This window comes from Mesoplasma tabanidae (assembly GCF_002804025.1).
Lineage (GTDB): Bacteria > Bacillota_I > Bacilli_A > Mycoplasmatales > Mycoplasmataceae > Mesoplasma > Mesoplasma tabanidae.
This window is the reverse complement of record NZ_CP024969.1, coordinates 640,641-659,083: the sequence shown is the minus strand read 5'-3', so window position 1 is coordinate 659,083 and position 18,443 is coordinate 640,641. Positions and strand designations below refer to the sequence as shown.

Annotated in this window: 17 protein-coding genes and 10 tRNA genes; all 27 read left to right on the top strand. The window is 27.6% G+C overall.

Annotated features, from left to right (window positions below):
• Positions 1-45: 45 nt before the first annotated feature.
• The 27 genes from MTABA_RS02970 to MTABA_RS02845 all read left to right on the top strand — a co-directional run bounded on the left by MTABA_RS02970 (position 46) and on the right by MTABA_RS02845 (position 18,421).
• Positions 46-1,725 carry a PTS transporter subunit EIIC gene (locus MTABA_RS02970; RefSeq protein WP_100679681.1) on the top strand — a complete coding sequence of 560 codons (1,680 nt, stop codon included), beginning with the start codon at positions 46-48 and terminating at the stop codon, positions 1,723-1,725.
• Positions 1,726-1,755: 30 nt separating this feature from the next.
• On the top strand, positions 1,756-2,454 hold the full coding sequence (locus tag MTABA_RS02965) for a GntR family transcriptional regulator (protein WP_100679680.1): 699 nt from the start codon (positions 1,756-1,758) through the stop codon (positions 2,452-2,454).
• A 12-nt stretch (positions 2,455-2,466) separates the two neighbouring features.
• Positions 2,467-4,170, top strand: coding sequence for a PTS transporter subunit EIIC (locus tag MTABA_RS02960; protein ID WP_100679679.1), 1,704 nt, complete (start codon positions 2,467-2,469; stop codon positions 4,168-4,170).
• A 4-nt stretch (positions 4,171-4,174) separates the two neighbouring features.
• On the top strand, positions 4,175-5,626 hold the full coding sequence (locus MTABA_RS02955; RefSeq protein WP_100679678.1) for a glycoside hydrolase family 32 protein: 1,452 nt from the start codon (positions 4,175-4,177) through the stop codon (positions 5,624-5,626).
• Between the two features lies 1 nt (position 5,627).
• Positions 5,628-6,548: a carbohydrate kinase family protein gene (locus tag MTABA_RS02950; RefSeq protein ID WP_100679677.1), complete on the top strand. Its 921-nt coding sequence runs from the start codon at positions 5,628-5,630 to the stop codon at positions 6,546-6,548.
• Between the two features lie 102 nt (positions 6,549-6,650).
• Positions 6,651-7,013, top strand: a complete 363-nt coding sequence (locus MTABA_RS02945) for a transposase (protein ID WP_100679676.1) — start codon at positions 6,651-6,653, stop codon at positions 7,011-7,013.
• Positions 7,014-7,126: 113 nt separating this feature from the next.
• Complete coding sequence (locus MTABA_RS02940) at positions 7,127-7,369, top strand: IS3 family transposase (RefSeq protein WP_100679675.1); 243 nt, start codon at positions 7,127-7,129, stop codon at positions 7,367-7,369.
• Complete coding sequence (locus MTABA_RS02935) at positions 7,353-7,634, top strand: DDE-type integrase/transposase/recombinase (protein ID WP_100679674.1); 282 nt, start codon at positions 7,353-7,355, stop codon at positions 7,632-7,634. The genes MTABA_RS02940 and MTABA_RS02935 overlap by 17 nt, the downstream gene beginning before the upstream one ends.
• Positions 7,635-7,661: 27 nt before the next feature.
• Positions 7,662-7,913 (top strand): IS3 family transposase, encoded by a 252-nt coding sequence (locus MTABA_RS02930; RefSeq protein ID WP_100679673.1) that lies wholly within the window; start codon positions 7,662-7,664, stop codon positions 7,911-7,913.
• Positions 7,914-8,029: 116 nt separating this feature from the next.
• Positions 8,030-8,869: an HAD family hydrolase gene (locus tag MTABA_RS02925; protein WP_100679672.1), complete on the top strand. Its 840-nt coding sequence runs from the start codon at positions 8,030-8,032 to the stop codon at positions 8,867-8,869.
• Positions 8,870-8,991: 122 nt separating this feature from the next.
• Positions 8,992-9,123: a hypothetical protein gene (locus tag MTABA_RS04000; protein ID WP_279627004.1), complete on the top strand. Its 132-nt coding sequence runs from the start codon at positions 8,992-8,994 to the stop codon at positions 9,121-9,123.
• A gap of 99 nt (positions 9,124-9,222) precedes the next feature.
• Entirely contained in the window at positions 9,223-10,275 is a 1,053-nt protein-coding gene (gene potA / locus MTABA_RS02920) for a spermidine/putrescine ABC transporter ATP-binding protein (protein WP_100679671.1), read from the top strand.
• A gap of 2 nt (positions 10,276-10,277) precedes the next feature.
• Entirely contained in the window at positions 10,278-11,273 is a 996-nt protein-coding gene (gene potB / locus MTABA_RS02915; protein WP_100679670.1) for a spermidine/putrescine ABC transporter permease, read from the top strand.
• The gene (gene potCD, locus MTABA_RS02910) at positions 11,237-14,488 is read left to right on the top strand and encodes a spermidine/putrescine ABC transporter permease/substrate-binding protein (RefSeq protein WP_100679669.1); all 3,252 of its coding nucleotides are present in this window, start codon (positions 11,237-11,239) and stop codon (positions 14,486-14,488) included. Before potB ends, potCD begins: the two co-directional genes overlap by 37 nt.
• A 62-nt stretch (positions 14,489-14,550) precedes the next feature.
• Positions 14,551-15,486 carry a Pr6Pr family membrane protein gene (locus tag MTABA_RS02905; RefSeq protein ID WP_100679668.1) on the top strand — a complete coding sequence of 312 codons (936 nt, stop codon included), beginning with the start codon at positions 14,551-14,553 and terminating at the stop codon, positions 15,484-15,486.
• On the top strand, positions 15,476-16,486 hold the full coding sequence (locus tag MTABA_RS02900) for a hypothetical protein (protein WP_100679667.1): 1,011 nt from the start codon (positions 15,476-15,478) through the stop codon (positions 16,484-16,486). The genes MTABA_RS02905 and MTABA_RS02900 overlap by 11 nt, the downstream gene beginning before the upstream one ends.
• A gap of 108 nt (positions 16,487-16,594) precedes the next feature.
• Positions 16,595-16,669, top strand: a tRNA-Cys gene (locus MTABA_RS02895).
• A gap of 137 nt (positions 16,670-16,806) precedes the next feature.
• A tRNA-Arg gene (locus tag MTABA_RS02890) sits at positions 16,807-16,883 on the top strand.
• 46 nt (positions 16,884-16,929) lie between these two features.
• A tRNA-Pro gene (locus MTABA_RS02885) sits at positions 16,930-17,006 on the top strand.
• Between the two features lie 15 nt (positions 17,007-17,021).
• Positions 17,022-17,097 (top strand) — tRNA-Ala (locus MTABA_RS02880).
• 9 nt (positions 17,098-17,106) lie between these two features.
• Positions 17,107-17,183 (top strand) — tRNA-Met (locus MTABA_RS02875).
• 8 nt (positions 17,184-17,191) lie between these two features.
• Positions 17,192-17,268: transfer RNA gene (locus MTABA_RS02870), tRNA-Ile, on the top strand.
• A gap of 36 nt (positions 17,269-17,304) precedes the next feature.
• Positions 17,305-17,397, top strand: a tRNA-Ser gene (locus MTABA_RS02865).
• A gap of 9 nt (positions 17,398-17,406) precedes the next feature.
• A tRNA-Met gene (locus MTABA_RS02860) sits at positions 17,407-17,482 on the top strand.
• A 7-nt stretch (positions 17,483-17,489) separates the two neighbouring features.
• Positions 17,490-17,566, top strand: a tRNA-Asp gene (locus MTABA_RS02855).
• Positions 17,567-17,568: 2 nt separating this feature from the next.
• A tRNA-Phe gene (locus tag MTABA_RS02850) sits at positions 17,569-17,644 on the top strand.
• A gap of 81 nt (positions 17,645-17,725) precedes the next feature.
• Positions 17,726-18,421: a hypothetical protein gene (locus MTABA_RS02845; protein ID WP_100679859.1), complete on the top strand. Its 696-nt coding sequence runs from the start codon at positions 17,726-17,728 to the stop codon at positions 18,419-18,421.
• Positions 18,422-18,443: the final 22 nt, after the last annotated feature.

The following is an 18,443-nucleotide window of genomic DNA, read 5'->3' as shown; positions in this document are numbered from 1 at the left end:
AGTAATGCATTTTTTAATAAAATATATAATAAGCAAAGGAGAATTATGAAAAAGATTAATTGAAGAGCCTACGCCTTAGAAATTATTGAATTAATAGGTGGTAAAGAAAACATACAAGAAATTTATCATTGTGCTACAAGATTGAGATTTATTCTTAAAGATGATGAAAAATTTAAATTAGATGAAATTAAAAAAACAGAACTTTTTAAAGGTTATAAAAAACAAGAAAATCAACATCAAATTATTATTGGTGCTGGTGTAGTTGATAAAGTTTATAAAGAAATTGATTTAATTGTAAATGAAAATTCATCAAATACAGGTGATTTAAAACCAGAAAATAAACAAATATTTTGAAACAAAAAATTATCAACAAAATCAAATATGTTAATGATATCAAAAAGAGGGATGAATTCATTTGCTTCTATTTTTGTACCATTAGTTCCAGTATTTATTGCTGGAGGTATGTCATTGGCAATTATGTCATTAGTAAATCAAATATCACCAAACACAGGTTTTGCAAAATTGCTTGATGTTATTGGCGGAGGAATAATGGGATCAATCCCAGTATTCGTTGGATATACTGCAGCCAAAAAATGAGGAGGTAATCCATTTTTAGGAATGGCAATAGGACTAGTTTTAGTTTCTCCAGCTTTGCTTAATAGGTATTCAACAAATACACCAATACAATTGGGATTTGATATAAATACTCCAGCAGATATAATTCAAAAATTTAGAATAGAAGCTTTACATAAATATTTTTCTGATAATAATTTAACAGAACCTGAAAATGTAGAAATCATGCTTGATAAAATTGTAGGAGTTTATTACACAATATTTTCAGGTTTCTTTAAAATAAAATTAATCGGATATCAAGCACAAATTGTTCCGGTTTTACTTGTTATTGGTTTATCAGTTAATATAGAAAAAGTATTGAAAAGATGAACTCCTCAAGTAGTAGCAATTATAGTTGTGCCTTTAGGTACGGTTATATTGTCTTCATGATTAGCTTTCTGAGCAATAGCTCCACTTGGAGAAATAATTGGAAAAGGTATTTCATTAGGATTATCAGGATTATTTAAATATACAAACTGAAACTTTATTGGATTTGGAGGAATGATTTTTGCAGGATTCTATCCATTCTTAGTTATTACAGGTTTACACCAAGGATTTTTACCAATTGAAACACAATTACTTGTAGATAGTAATTTACAATTTGGTCATTCATTATCATTCATTACGCCTGTTGCATGTGTTTCAAACATTGCACAAGGTACAGCAGCACTTATGTTAGTATTTTATACAAAAGATAAAACTGAAAGATCTAAAGCAATCTCATCAACATTTGGTGGTTACACAGGGATAACAGAACCTGCTATGTTTGGAATTAACTTACAAATTAAACCACTATTTATTTCAGCTGCTATAGGTTCAGCTATTGCTGGATGATGATTAGGAATGACACATACTATGGCAAACTCATTAGGAAGTGCATCTTGAATTGGTTTAGTTCAATTTGACTGAAATACAGTTGAAACTAAAAAGTATTTTGAAGCAAATAATATTCACGCAATTTTAACAGGAGTTCCAATGGGGGTTCATATTACAATTGCTATGTTAATTTCTGTTTTTGCAACAGCGGGTGCATCTGCATTGCTACTAAGAACAGATTGAGGAAAACAATCAATTAAAAATTACTTAAATCCATCTGAAAATCAGTATAATTAAAAAATAATGATTAATACGAAGGAAAATGTAATGGATAAAAAATGAGAAATAGTATTCGATTATTTAATGCACTTAATTAGAGAAAATAAAGTTCAAGCAGGCGAAGTATTACCTAGTCAAAATATGCTTAAAACAAAATTTAAGTACAGTGAGCAACCAATTAGAATTGCATTTAACAAATTAATTGAATTACAAATTGTTAAACCAGTAAATGGTAAAGGATATGTAGTTCAAGAAAAAATACAAAACAATTTATTATTTAGTTTTAGAGAGTTATTTCCAAATTCAATAAATAAATACTTTGAGTTAAAAGAAAGTAAAGTTGATAATGAATTGTCAAAATTAACTAATTTTTATGAAGGAACTGATGTTTACTTTTTTAAATGTGTAAGAAAAGACAATGAAACTAATGAAGTTATTTTATATCAAGAAAGTTATGTGCCAAAATCAATTTATAAAAATTTAACTTTAAATTATTTAAATGAAAATGGCTTAATGAAGTTTGTTGAACATGAAACACCTTCTAAAGTAAGTCACTCTTCAAAGAAAATATATTTTGAAGATGCCACTGATAAAAATTTAGTTCATATTTTTAATGATGAAACATTGACAGGTTTTATTGTTGATGAAGGAAACGTATACGGAATTTTTGGTGAGCTACTTGAATATAGAATAAGTAGATATAAGCCAAAGTATTTCAAATGAGATTTTATAGAATGAAGAAAATAAAAAGAGGAAAAAATGAAAAAGAAAGATTATGCGTTAGAGGCAAAACGTTTTATTGACGCAGCTGGTGGTAAAGACAATATTGAATCTTACCTTCATTGTGTTACAAGATTAAGATTAAATCTAGTTGATAAGACAAAAGTTAATGAAGCTGAAATCAAAGCGTCTCCATTAACAAAAGGGATAAACTATGCACAAAATCAACTACAAATTATATTAGGTAGCGGAGTTGTTGAAGCGGTTTATGAAGAAGTTCAAAAAAATATGGAAGTAAGTAATGTTCCATTAGATGAAAAAATAAGTAGTGATAAATTAGAAGATTTTAAACTACAAGCAAAGGCAAATAAAGAAGCTTTAAGAAATAAATCAGGATTTTTTGGTCAAATTCAAAAAGGTATGAGGGTTTTAGGAGATATATTTGTTCCTATTATTCCAGCAATTGTTGCTGCAGGATTAGCAATGGGAGTTTCTGCTTTACTAAAACAAATTATTAAACCATCTGGAGCTCAATTAGATTCATTGCTTTGAATAATTGTAGACATAATTACAAAAACTGCATTTGATTCACTAGCAGTTCTTGTTTGTTGATCAACAGTTAAAAGATTTGGTGGAAACCCAGTATTAGGTATTATTATAGGATTAATGTTAGTTAGTCCTTTATTACCAAATAAGGGTTCAATTGCCGCTTATAATGCTCAATTAGATTTTTATAACAATCAATTTGAACTAAACAAAACACCAATTGATATTTATAATGCATGAATTAAAGCAGGATTGAAATGAATGGGTCAAATTCCAACAGCTGAAAGTAAAGTGTGGGATCCTTCAACAGCAGCTATTGCACCAATTAAACTTTGAATTATTCCGATTACTGGATATCAAGGTTCAGTTTTACCAGCATTAATAATTGGTATTTGTGTAGCTTACTTAGAAAAATGAATCAAAACTTGAATGCCAAAATCAGTTAATATGATTTTTACACCATTCTTAACTATTACAATTGCATTATTAATTGCATTATTCTTCTTTGGGCCAATCTTATTAATGGTTGAACAAGGAATTCTAATTTCAACAAAATGAATTTTAGGAATTAAATATGGTTTTGGAACAGCTATTATAGCAGGTCTTTTACAAGGTATTGTTATTACAGGTTGTCACCAAGTGTTGCAAGGCCTTGAAATGCAACTTGTAATTGATGGAAGCTTACCAGGAGCAAATGGAGCAGAACCAGCAGGTTCAATCTTTAATGCTATTTGAACAGCATCAATTATTTCACAAGGTGGTGCAGCAATGGCTGTTGCAATTAAGGCAAAAGATAAATCGGATAAAGAATTAGGTTTCTCAGCAGCTCTTTCAACATTCTTTGGAATTACAGAACCAGCAATTTTTGGAACAAATTTGCCAAAAGTTAAGCCTTTTATTTACGCATCAATTGGTGGATTCTTTGGAGGATTATTTGCAGGAATATTAAGTATTACATGTCCAGGAATGGGAGTTACTGTTATTCCAGGGTTATTATTATACACAGGAGACTGAGTTAAATTATTGGGAATCATTGGAGTTAACATAATTGCATTTGGTTCAGCGTTCTTATTGACTTTGTTTTTATTTCAAGAAGGCGTTGAGGCTAAAAAAACTAAATTAGGATTAAAATTTGATCAATTAAAAAACAAATTAAAATTTGGAAAAATTAAATTTAGAAAAAACAAAGCGGAGTAAGTACATGCAAAAAGAAAAATATAGTTTAATAAGCAATGAAGATCTTAAAGATATTCAAAAATGACATGATAAGAAAGAAAGCGACTGATACAACAATCAATTTCATTTAGCTGGATATTCAGGATCAACAAATGATCCTAATGGATTAACTTATAAAGATGGTAAGTATTATATTTTTATGCAAAGTTGTCCATTTAGTATTCAACATTTCAACAAATCATGAGCTTTATATACAACATCTGATTTTATAAATTATAACTATGAAGGTTTAACTTTAATTCCTTCAACAAAATATGATATCAATGGAGTATTTTCAGGAAGTGCCAGAGTAAATGAAAACAATGAAATTGAAATATATTATACAGGAAATGTTAAATTTAATGATGTAGATAGAACTGCGTACACTTTAAAAGCATTTATTGATTTAAAAGAAAAAATAGTAACAAAAGAATTATTATTTGAAGCTGATTTAGCGAAATATTCAGGTCACTATAGAGATCCCATTGTATTTGAAAAAAATAATGAATTATTTATGTTAAATGGTGCACAAACAACTGATTTAAAAGCAATGTTAAATGTTTATAAATTTAATGGTGAAACTTGAGAAAATTTTAAAGATATTAAATTTGATGAAAATGACGATCAAAATGCTTATATGTTAGAATGCCCTAATTACTTTAAATTAGATGGTAGGGAATATGTTTTTGCTTGTCTAGAACAAGACACACCGCTTAAAGATGGAAGTCATTTTGTAAAATATAGAGAAGTTGAAGTTGATAATGAAATTAATTTTACATATAAAACTAATTTAATAAAAATTGATTTAGGTTTTGATTTTTATGCGCCTCAAGTATTTAGTAATACTGGTGAAAGAGTTATTATGCTAGGATGATTAGGAAATTCTAAATCTAATCCTTTTCCACCTGAATTAACAACATGAAGTAATCAACTTACATTACCTAGAGACTTATTTGTTAAAAATGATCATTTATATCAATTACCAATAAAAGAGATAGATGCTTTAAGACAAACTGAAATATCTTTAGCAAAAGTTTCTTATAATTATCAAAATGGTTTAAGTGAAATAATTGCTAATCAAATTAGTAGTGATTTTAAAATTAAAATTAAAAATGCTAAAGATGAAAATATTTTAATTTCAAATATAAATAACGAATTTATCATTGATAGAACTAATACCACTTTTAAAGATGAAGAAAATTTACCATCAATAATTAATTTGGGTAACTTAAATGTTAAAAATTTAAGAATTTTAATTGATAGAAGTGTTATGGAAATTTTTATAAATGAAGGTCAATATGCTATATCAGTTCGATTCTTTATTGATAAACACAATGAAATTCAAACAGACATTAAGAATGTAAAAATTAATCAATTAAAAGGGTACTCATATAATTGAAATAATATAATATTTAAAAATGAGATAAAAGGACAATAAAATGAAAAATATAGTTTCAATAGGAGAAGTGTTAATGGATGTTTATTCAGAAAATAACACAACCAAAAGCGAAGTTGGAGGGGCGTCATTTAATGTTGCTTGTTCAATTGGGGCAATTAACAAAAATAATAGCTATTTTATGGGAAGTTTAGGAAATGATGAATTTTCACCTTTAATTAAAGAATTTATAAAAAGATTTAATGTTAAAGATGAATTTGTTCAAGCAAGTGATAAACCAACTACAATTGCTAAAGTTACACTAGATGAAAATAAAGAAAGATTTTTCCAATTTATTAGAAATAGTGATGCTGAATATCAACTTGAAAAAGAAAATAGAGAAAAACTTTCAAAAATAGATTTTATTCATTTTGGAAGTGCTACTGGTTTTTTAGATGGTAATTTAAAAAAATCATATAATCAATTATTTGAATTAGCAGTGGAAAATAGAATTAAATTTTCATTTGATCCCAACTTTAGGGATAAACTTTGAGTTACTAAAGATGAAATTAAAGCTTTTAAAATGCATTGTCAAAAGTACATGGAAAAAGCTAGCTTAATCAAATTTTCAGAAGATGAATTATTGTTATTAACAGAAATTGAAAATCAAGAAGAGGCTATTAAATCAATAATGCAAAAAAACCCAACTGCATTAGTTTGTATAACTCGTGGATGTAATGACACTATTTTTGGGTGAAAAAATAAATTAAATTATGTACCAACTATATTAGCTGAAAATTTAGTAGATACTACTGGTGCTGGAGATGCTTTTATTTCAAATTTAATCAATGAATATGTATCTTTAGAAATTAATGAAAATTCGCCAACAGAGCAAATTACAGAAATTATTAAAAAGTCAAATATGTTTGCTAATCAAACAGTTCAATATTTAGGGGCATTAAGTTTTTTAGAACACTTAAAATAAGAAAAAAGCTAAGATTTATTCTTGAATATAATTCTCTAAGTATACAAAAATGATAAAAAAACAATTTATCATTAAAATGTGTATACAAGGAGAATTTTTTTTATGGCAAATATCAAAGGAAACAAATCAATTATCTTATCAACTCAAGAAAAAGAAATAATAGTAAAAGAACATTTTGAAAAACAAATGACTTTTTCACAGTTATCAAAAAAATACAATGTATCTTATTCAGCAATTAGAAAATGATGCCTTGATTATGAAATATACGGACTATCTGCGTTGGAAAGTCAAACTGGAAAAATGAATGTTAAGCAAAAAGGCAAAGCGAAACCTTCATCTAGATCTCTTGATTCAAAAGATAGAGAAATAGCTATGTTAAAAAAACAACTTAAGCAAGCAAATATGGAGCGAGATATCTGAAAAAAGTTTGATGAGTTGATGAGAGAATCTCAAAAAAAGAAATAATATTTAATAAATGTAAATTAACTTATAAATTAAAAAATAAATACAAAATTTATCAAATTTGTGAAATTTTAAAAATCACAAGAAGAACATATTATTTATGACTTAAAAAAGGAATGCCGGAGTATCAAATTAAATTTGATAAAACATTTGCCTATGAAGTTGAAAGTATTTTTAAACAAAATAACGCAAGATATGGATACCCAAGAATTCAAATAGTATTAGAAAATAAAGGAATTAAAGTTAGTTGTTCTAAAGTTTATAGATACATGAAACTTTTAAACTTATATTCAAATCTTAGAATAAAAAAATTTATTAAGAAACCAAAAGAAAATAAAAAACATGAATCGAAAATTTAAAAATATTGTTAATAGAAAATGAAATGATTATAAACAAGATGAACTATGAGTTACAGATGTTTCATACATTCCTTGCAATAAAGGTTATGTTTATTTAAGCGTTTTAAAAGATGTTGCTTCTGGTTTTATAGTTGGGCATACTGTTTCAAAAATAAATGATAATAAAATATATAAAGATACTTGAAAGAGTGCAGAAAAATTTCATGATTCATCTAAAGTTAAAATTATTCATTCTGATAACGGATACCAATATACATCAATTTAAGCTCAAAGATTTGCTAAAGATAATAACTTGATCATTTCATTATCAAATCCAGGTTTATCACTTGATAACGCAGCTTGTGAAACATTTTTTTCACAGCTAAAAACTGAAGAACCAGAAGTACTTAAACAAAAAGACTTTAACAGAATCAAAGAAATCATTGAAAATTACATTAATTATTATAACTTAATCAGAATTAGAATTAAATCAAAAAATCCACCTGCATATAACTACTTAAAGCAAGCAAAAAGTCATTTCACGAATGAAATGACCTATTATTAATAAAAAAACATTTTGTATACTTGCAAAAATATATTCATAAGATTTATTCTTAGTTTTCTTTTATTTAAATTTCCTTAAAGTATAATTTATTTAAATACAAAAAAGAGGTAACTTAAATGATAAAGATGATAGCAATTGACATTGATGGAACAGTATTTGACCATAAAACTGGTATTCATCAAAAAACAAAGGATGCAATTTTAAAAGCTAAAGAATTAAACATACCAGTAGTTATTGCAACAGGTAGAAATTTAACAACAATACATCATATTGCTAAGGAACTACAAATAGAAGATTCACTCTATCCATTTGTTTCTCAAAATGGCGGTCAATCTTTTAGTTTTAATCACGAAAATAGTAAAGAAATAAAAATATATTATACAGTTTCATTTGAGCCAAAATTAACCAAAGAACTATTTGATTGTGCTAATAAAAATAAAATTAGAATTTTTGCATATTCTGAAGATGAAAAATATGCATACTGCAATAAAAAAATAAGTGCTTTTAGAACATTCATGAAATTTAAAACAAAACGACAAAAATTAATAAGTTACAACAGCAAAACAGATTTTAATAGATTAAAAGTAAGTAAATTTATTTGTTTTGGTAAATCAAAGCACATGGAAAAATTTAGACAATTTGCTGAAAAGAATGACATTTCCATTTTTGCTTTTAGTTATGTTTCTGAATCTCACTCAAATATTGAATTAAATCCAAATGGTGTTGATAAAGCATATGGACTGAAATATGTTACTGAGCAGTTGAATATAGATCCAAAAGATGTTATTTACTTTGGAGATGGTGAAAATGATATGGCAGCAATTAAATGAGCAGGTAAAGGTGTAGCCATGAAAAATGCTAAAGACTTAGTTAAGGAAGTTGCTGATGATGTTACAGCTTTAACAGCTGGAGAAGGTGGAGTTGGAGATTATCTATTTAAAAATATTTTTAAATAATATTAATGCAAAAAATGAAGTAATTAAAGCTTCGTTTTTTTAATTTCTAAAAAATAACTTTTTATACATTTTTTAAATAATTAATATAAAATTTATTTAGTTGTTTTAAAAGGAGGTAAGCTATGAATTTATTAAAATTTAAAGAAATTTCAAATTCACAACAATATCTAATTCTTGAATGATTAGATGTTGCATTTAGCCATACCCAAATTTTTGAAACTATTTTAGAAACTGAGAGCCTCTCCCTTAAGTAGGAAGTCAAGTAAATAACGACTTCTATTTTGTCATATGATGACATGTTTTTTTGAGTTTAAAACTCAACAATCATATATGAAGAAAAAGAGGAAACCAAAATGGAAAATAACATCTTAGAGTTACGTAATGTAACTAAAGACTACGATGGTAAAGTTGTTTTAAAAGGTATAGATTTAAATATTAAAGAAGGAGAATTTATTACTCTTTTAGGACCATCAGGTTGTGGTAAAACAACAACTTTAAGAATTGTAGCAGGTTTTGAAAAACCAAACAGTGGACAAATTATGTTTGAAGGTAAGGACTTATTACCAATCCCAATTAATAAAAGACAATTTAATACAATTTTTCAATCTTATGCTTTATTTCCACATTTAAATGTATTTGATAACATTGCGTTTGGCTTAAGAACTAAAAAAACTAAAAAAGATATCTTACAACGTGAAGTTTTAAAACAAATTAGACAAGTAGGATTAGAAGGATTTGAAGATAGAAATATTAATGATCTTTCTGGTGGTCAAAAACAACGTGTTGCAATTGCTAGAGCTTTAGTTATGAAGCCAAAAGTTTTATTATTAGACGAACCATTAGCAGCTTTAGATGTTCAATTAAGACAGCATATGCGTGAAGAACTAAAAAGGCTACAAAGAGAAATTGGTATTACATTTTTAATGGTTTCACATGATCAAGAAGAAGCATTAAGCATAAGTGATCGTGTTGTTGTTATGAACGAAGGTTCAATACAACAAATTGGAACTCCTGAAGATATTTATAATGAACCAGAAAACTTATGAGTAGCTAAATTTATTGGACAATCAAACATTATTGAAGATGGAGTATTTATTGAAGATAATAAAGTTCAAATAGATGGTAAAGCATTTGTTTGTGATGATACTAACTTTGGTGAAAATGAAAAATCAATTGATATCGTAATTCGCCCAGAAGATATTGAGATTAAAAAAGTTAACACAGGGTTTTTTAATGCTTCTGTAATGCATACAACTTTTAAAGGGGTGCACTGAGAACTATTGGTCGAAACAACTAAAAAAAGAATTTGAAAAATACACACAACACAAACATTTAAAGTTGATGATAAAGTTTCTATTAAATGAAATGATGAAGCAATTCATGTAATGTGAAAAGAAGTAGAGTAGAAATGGCAAAAAAAGATAAAAAAATTTCTGTAGCTTTTGACCAAGAACAATTGGAATCAGCAATTGATAATGAAATTGCACGTGAAAACAAGATTAAAGTTCGTCAAAAATTAAAAGAAATTAACAAGACTTTAGGAAAAACTAAATTATTTAACTTTGCAAAGGGAAAAGCATGACCTATTTTATTGCCTTTCTTTATTGTTATGATTTTGTTAGTAATTATTCCTATTCTTTCAATTGTTGTGTATTCATTAGTTCAACCAAGCGGCGACTTGAAAATGTTTGAAGTTAGTTTAGAAAAATTTATTAGATTATTTAAAAATGGAAATATTATGATGTCTATGGGATTAACCATAGCATATGCTTTTATAGCGTCATTATTTTGTATTATTTTAGGATATCCTATAGCTTTAATAATGTCAGAAATGAGATCAAAAATATTAGCAAAAAATATGTGATTATTGATTACAATGCCTATGTGAATTTCAATGCTTTTAAAAGTACTAGGACTAAGAAGTTTATTCTTAATTATGGCCCCTAGTGCTTTAGGAACACAAATAGCAATTATTATTGGAATGACTTATATGTTTATTCCATTTGCAATAACACCAATTTATGATGCTCTAGACTCAAGAAGAAGAGATATTGAAGAGGCAGCAATGGATTTAGGTTGCTCAAAATATAAAACTTTTTGAGGAATAACTTTTAGATCATCAATGCCAGGGGTTATTACTGCAATTACACTTGTTCTGTTACAAGCAGCAACTTCACTTATAGTTGTTCAATATATGGGTAATGGAAAAATTAATTTAATTACATCAATAATTGAGTCATATTTCTTTAAAGGAAGTGACTTTGGATTTGGAGCCGCAATTAGTGTTGTATTAGCAGCATTAGTATTCTTATTGATGATGGTATCTAAATTCTTTACAAATAAATTTGAAAAGAAAGGAGCTAAATCATGAAAAGATTCGTCAGATCAACTTACTTTGCTTTAATCTTATTAGTTATTTATGTTCCTATTGGAATAATGGTAGTATTTTCATTTAACAGTGGCTCATCTGTTTCAAATTGAATGGGTTTTAGTACAAGATGATATGAAGAGTTTTTTAAAAACTCACCCTTTATAAAATCAATAATTACTTCTTTATTTGTTGCTGTTGTTTCCACAGCAATTAGTGTTGTTATTGGAGTTATGGCTGCTATTGGTTTAAGCAGATTAACAAAAAGAAAACAAAGCAAATGAATGTCAGTTGCAAATATACCATTAATTAATGCTGACATTATTACAGCTGTTGCTTTAATGGTTGTATTCTTAATCTGTGGATTAAAGTTTGGAATATTAACATTAATTATGGCTCACGTTTCATTTAATGTACCCTATGTTTTAATAACAGTTATGCCAAGATTAAGAAAAGTAGACAAATCAATTGTGGAAGCAAGTTATGATTTAGGCGCAAAAACAAGCACAGTTATATTTAAAGTAATTTTGCCTATTTTAAAACCTGCAATTGTTATAGCAACTGTTATTGCTTTTGCTATGAGTTTTGATGATTTTATAATTTCATATTTCACTGGAGGAGCTCAAACAAACGTAGCATCATTTATTTATTCAGCAAAAAGAATTAAACCATATATTTTTGCCTTTGGAACAATGATGGTCGCAATAATCGCAGCAGGAGTAATTATTTGAAATGCTTTCTTATTTGCTCAAGAAAAAAAAGAATCAACAAAATTAAAAATCAAAAATGGAACATATAAATCAAAAGAAATTTACAAAATTGAAAAAGAAATTCAATTGCTTTTTGATGCATTAAATTCAGGAACAAAAAGAAAAATTAGTTTTAATATTCCAATTTGATTTAAATACTGTATTTTAAAATTTAAATTAAAAATAGCTAATTCAAAAAATTATGATAAAAAGATAGCAAAGTTAGAATGAAAAAGATATAAATTACAAAATACAATTAATCGTGAAAAAAGATATGCTTCTAGACTTAAAAAAGCTTTAGCAAAACAAAAACAATTAGAAAAACAATTATCTAAAACAACTGAAGTGAAAAGGGCTGCTAAAATCTCTATTCAATTAGAAAAAAATGAAGAAAAAGTAACATTCTTGTCAGAAGAAATTGCATGATTAAACGAACAAGAAAAAGAAGCAAAAGAAAAAGCTGCTTCAATTAATAAAAAGATTAAGCAATTGAAAAAAGATTTTAAGGCAGAAGTAAATCCTTCAAAAAGTACTGTTAACTGATACAACAAAAAAATCAAATACTATGAAGAATGAAAAATTGAAGTTGAAGAAGGAAAAAATAACTTTAAACTTAGAATGATTGTTGAAAAATTAAAAGAAATCAAACAAATTAATGAAAACAAAATTAATGATTTAGCAAGTAGACTTGATTTAATAGCGACACAAGCTTTTAGAAAAGTTAGTGTAACTAATAAATTAAACAAAAAAATTGCATCTAACCCAAATGATAAAACTTTAGTTGAATTAAAAAAACAAACATTTATAAAATTTGAGCAAACTCAAAATGATTTGATTGCTTCAAAAAATAACAAAATAGATCAAATTAAGTTAGCTATTGCAAAGCAAAAAGAAAAACACTTTCCAATAAACATAGATGAAGCTAACTTCACAAAAGGATTTTTTGCAAGAAGTTGAAAAGTAATAATGGTTTCTTTATTGGTTTTAGTTTCATTTACAGGATTAACAGTAGCGTTTGTCATGAATAATATTTATGATTTAGTTATTGGTAACTGAGGTGAATATATTGACCCTTCACTAATCAAACAATTTGAAAAAGAAAATAAAGTAAGAGTTAATTATCAAGAGTATGATTCAAATGAAACTTTATATAACAAACTTTATACTTTTAATTATGATTTAATGGTTCCAAGTGATTATATGGTTCAGAAATTGGCTGAAGAAGGAAAACTAGAACCATTAGACTATTCAAAAATTAATGCATGATCAAAACCTTTTGGAGATGAAAATATAGCAATTAATCCAGAAAAAATGAAAGAAAATATTAAAACTGCTGAATCAGAAAACGAAAATAAAGATTCTGAAAAGTTAGAAATTAGTAGTGATTTATTAAATGTTATGAGTAAATCAGAAGTTAAATATGTTGAAGAAGGCGAATATGAGGGAAAAGGTCTAGGAAGTGGAACAATTGTTGATTATGCAATCCCTTACTTATGAGGGGATTTAGTTATTGCTGTTAATCCAAATTCAATCGGTACAAGTAGAACAAGTTCAAATCCTGACGCTTCAAACATTAAATGATTAATTCAAAAACATCCTGAAACTTTATTAAAAAGAGAAAAAGGATCAGTTGAATGAATATCATTAGCTCCAAATGATCAATATGATATTTCTTATGAGTACGCAATGAATAACTCAGAGTTATCATGAAGAATTTTATGAGAAGCAGCAAAAGATGGCAAAGAAGTTGTGTTAAATGAAGACCCTAAAAATGTGTTTGCAATTGCTGGACAAATATTATATGGTACAGGTAATTTAACAAAACAAAGTCAAATTGATGCAGCAGCTAAAGAATTAAAAACATTACTTAGTTATAAAAACGTAGGATTACAAGGTGACTCATTAATCCAAACAGCTAGTGAAGCTCAATTTGATTTTGCTGTAATGTATAATGGTGACCTTTCTTATGCTAATGTAATTTATAATGGTGAAGATACTTTAGAAACTGATGATGAAGAAGATGAATACAAATTGTTTTCAGTTAGTCCAAAAGCCGATGATGAACCAAAAGTTTATTATTTATATGGCAGACCAAATGGTAATGTTGAAACAAAATCTGATGAAGAAGGTTCAAAGCCAACTAAACAGACAACAAATATTTATTCAGATAATATGGTAATGTCAAGATATTCAAAACATAAAGATCTTGCTTATGACTTTATTAATTTCTTTATTGAACATGCTGAAGATATTTCAGAATCTACAGGAACTCCAACAGGTTTTGTTGAAACAATGGAATCAGCAACAGCAGCACCTGAGGGTTCTAAAGAAGAAGGAACATATTACAGATATTCAGATATGTTTAAACCAATTATTTTACATAAAAATGGAGGAAATGGAAAACCTGCATATGACGATATGTGATTAGAACCTTTCTTTAATAATTTATTAGATCCAAAATTAATCGATGCGTATAATACATTACGTGCAGGTAAACAATAGTTTAAAATGGTATATAATCTTAAAAAAGTTATATGCTTTTTATTTTGAAAGGAAATAGAAGAATGTTTTTTAAACTAAAAAAAGAATATTTTACAAATTGATACAAAAACTATTCTTTAAAAGACTGAAGACTATGATATAAAGTTTTGTTTGTAGCTTTAATGACATTTGTAGTGTTATTTAGTTATATTCAAGTATTTGTTAATTTATCTTTAGTCGTTAAACAAATTAATGCATTAAATTTAAATTCTGAAATAACTAGTGAAAAATTAAGTGAAGTTTTAACTAACTTAAATATTTCAAAGGCAACAGAAGCTAGATTAGTTTTCACAAAAACTAGTCATGGATTATTACATGCAGGTTACCAACCATTTGAGCAATTTGTTCAAATGACTTCCTTCTTTACTCTAATTAGTAATTTATTAATTTTAATTTGAATGTATGTTGCATTGTTCAAACCTTTAAATGAGGGAAGAAAAGGAATATTGAATAATAAAACATCAATTATTTTTGCAGCATATATAACAGTAACTTTTTTACTTTACAATTTGATACTAAGAATTACTGTTTCAACTATAGATAATAATTTTATGAGTTATTTTGTTAATGAAATGTTTCATACAGTAGCACCGTTGTTATTTATTGGTTATATATTGCATGTAGTTAAATGAGAAGCAAAAGACAAACTTTCTTTTATAGAATTGAAGAAAACTTGAGTATATGGAATTCTAGGGTTAGTAATTTATGGTACATATGCTATTATTAGAGGATTATTAAAGGTTGCTGGTGGAACACCTGGATCTAGTCAGCAAGCATTTCCATACCCATTCTTACAAGTTACAGAAGCAAAGGTAAAGATGGGAGCTATTGAGTTACCAGGAATATTTTTATTTTTAATATTTATAATAGTTATAGCAATTATTTGTGTAGGATTCATATCTTTATACAATTATATTATTATTAAAAAGATAGAGAAAGGAGTGCAAAATGAAAAATAATTATTTTAGTTTAAAAAAACAAAATGCTAAAAAATGATTTTTAGCTAACTATGAAGTTAACGACTGAAAATTTTGATTTAAATTATCATTTGTAACAATTTTACTAGCAGTACTAATTATGAGTTACTTGAGACCAATTATTAATTCAAGCATTTATGTTAATCAGATAAATGATCTAATAAAGGAAAAAAATATTAGAAGCATTTCAGATTTAATTGATGAAGCATTAAAAAGTGGAAAATATGATTGATTAGTTTCTTCAAAAACAAATGGTGAAACAATTTTTAATATAATAACATCTATCAACTTTACATTTATTGGTGAAGCTAAAACACTACATGCAAATTATCAACCTTTTGAAGACATTTGATTTAGAACTTCATTTTTTACTTTGTTGAGTAATATATTAGTTTTAGTTTGAGTGACTGTTTCATTTATTAAACCAAAAAATGAAGGAGCAAAAGGATTGATTGGTACAAATGGTGCCATATTAACATCAACATTTATAACAATTACATTTTTAATTTATCAATTAAGTTTAAGACCAACTGTTATTGCAACAGGTTTGGGTAATGGTGAATCACTAGTTCAAGCACTATTCCCAAGTGTTGCATCTGTAATTGAAAATGAAGTTTTTCATACATTTGTACCTATAGCGTTCGTCTTATACGTGCTTTTAGGAATGCAACATGATTCTAAAGAAAATATTTCAATTAAGTTTTTACATAAAAATTGAATTCAAGGAATTATAACTTTAATTAGCTATGGTTTGTATGCAATTATTAGAGGATTAATTAAAGAAGCTGGTGGAACTGCTTCAACTTCAATGTATGCCTACCCTTATTTCTTTTTACAGGTTACAACACCTGGTAAAGATGGTTTATTAGGTGTTTCAGGTATTGCTTGATTCTTTATATTTGTTATTGTAATAGCAGCAATATATATTGGTTTTTCAACATTGTATAGATATTTAATAGTTAAAAGAATAGATAAAAAATAATCAAAAATTAGTCAGGCTATATAAAAGCCTGATTTTTTAATTACCTAAAAATTCAACTATTAATTTACATAAGAAGATTTTTTTTATATACTTATATAGTCCTTTAATGGCGGCATAGCCAAGTGGCTAAGGCATGGGTCTGCAACACCCTGATCATCGGTTCGAATCCGATTGCCGCCTCCAATAAAATTCAATCATTCGGGTACTCCGAATGATTTTTTTTGTAAAAATTAAATTTGCAAAAAATCTATTGTTTTTTTAACAAAACTTATTTATAATAAAAAAGTCCCTTAAATTAAGGTGTACCAATAATAACAAATGCGCCCGTAGATCAATTGGATAGATCGTTTGACTACGGATCAAAAGGTTGGGGGTTCGAGTCCCTCCGGGCGCACCAATTTAATTATTAATGTTATTATTGAAAAAGTAATAACATGTCGTATCGGGAAGTGGCTCAGCTTGGTAGAGCATTCGGTTTGGGACCGAAGGGTCGCAGGTTCGAATCCTGTCTTCCCGACCATTATATTTTTTTTGTGGGCCCTTAGCTCAGCTGGGAGAGCACCTGCCTTGCACGCAGGGGGTCGTCGGTTCGATCCCGATAGGGTCCACCATTTTTTTACGGCGGGGTAGCTCAGTTGGTTAGAGCGTTCGGTTCATACCCGAAAGGTCGCGAGTTCAAATCTCGCCCCCGCTACCATAATTAAAGGACCTTTAGCTCAGTTGGTTAGAGCATCCGGCTCATAACCGGACGGTCATTGGTTCAAGTCCAATAAGGTCCACCAATAGTTAATAATATGGTTGCAACTTGAATATTACATGGAAGATTACCCAAGTCCGGCTGAAGGGATCGGTCTTGAAAACCGAGAGTCGGGGAAACCCGAGCGGGGGTTCGAATCCCTCATCTTCCGCCATTTTTTTATCGCGGGGTAGAGCAGTTGGTAGCTCGTCGGGCTCATAACCCGAAGGTCGTAGGTTCAAGTCCTGCCCCCGCAACCATTTTAATGGCCCCATAGCGAAGTTGGTTATCGCGCCTCCCTGTCACGGAGGAGATCACGGGTTCGAGTCCCGTTGGGGTCGCCATCGGTTGTGTAGCTCAGTTGGTAGAGCAGCAGATTGAAGCTCTGCGTGTCGGCGGTTCAATTCCGTCCACAACCACCACTAAAAAAAATTAAGCACATATGTGCTTTTTTTATTTTTTAAGGAGTAAAATTATTTATAAATAAAATGGAGGTTAACAAAATGCATGCACCAAAATTTAAAAGATTAGTTTATATATCAAGTTACATAATAGTTTGTGCATACGTTTTGTTTGCCTTTCTATTATCTTTTGAAGCTATAAAAACTAATAATTATCAAGAAACTAACATGATTATTGAAAAGGCGAATAATTTTTTTTCAATTATATTGATAGTATTATTGAGTTCTGAAACTTTGAGATTTATTTCAAGAAATGATGAAGATTTAATTAAAAACAAAAATATTAAAGTCTTATATAAAAAAGAAAATATAAAATCAATATTTAAACTTTTAGGTTTAACATTACCATTTTTAGTAATTAAATTTGTACGATTTGTATTTATTGACAAATTTAAAGAAAGTTTGCCTTTGCCAATTCAAATTGTAACTATTGTTTTTTTGGTTATAAGTATTATTTTAATAAGTTTAATTTTATATATAGTAATAAGTTATATATTCAAAAAGAATTGACTAATTGAGGAAAATGGAGAAGTTGATTTAACTTTGTGAATTGAAAAATATGAACCTACAAACAATGAAAATGATGACTGTGATAAAAATAATGAATTAGTTTTTATTAATTTAATAAAACACTTTTTAGCCTATACAATTAAAAAAAATGAATTAGTTTTTAAAATTTTAAAAACAAAAAATATTAAAATTACAAAACTGAGAAATATGCCACCTTTAACTAACTAATTTTTTATTAATAAAAAATAAG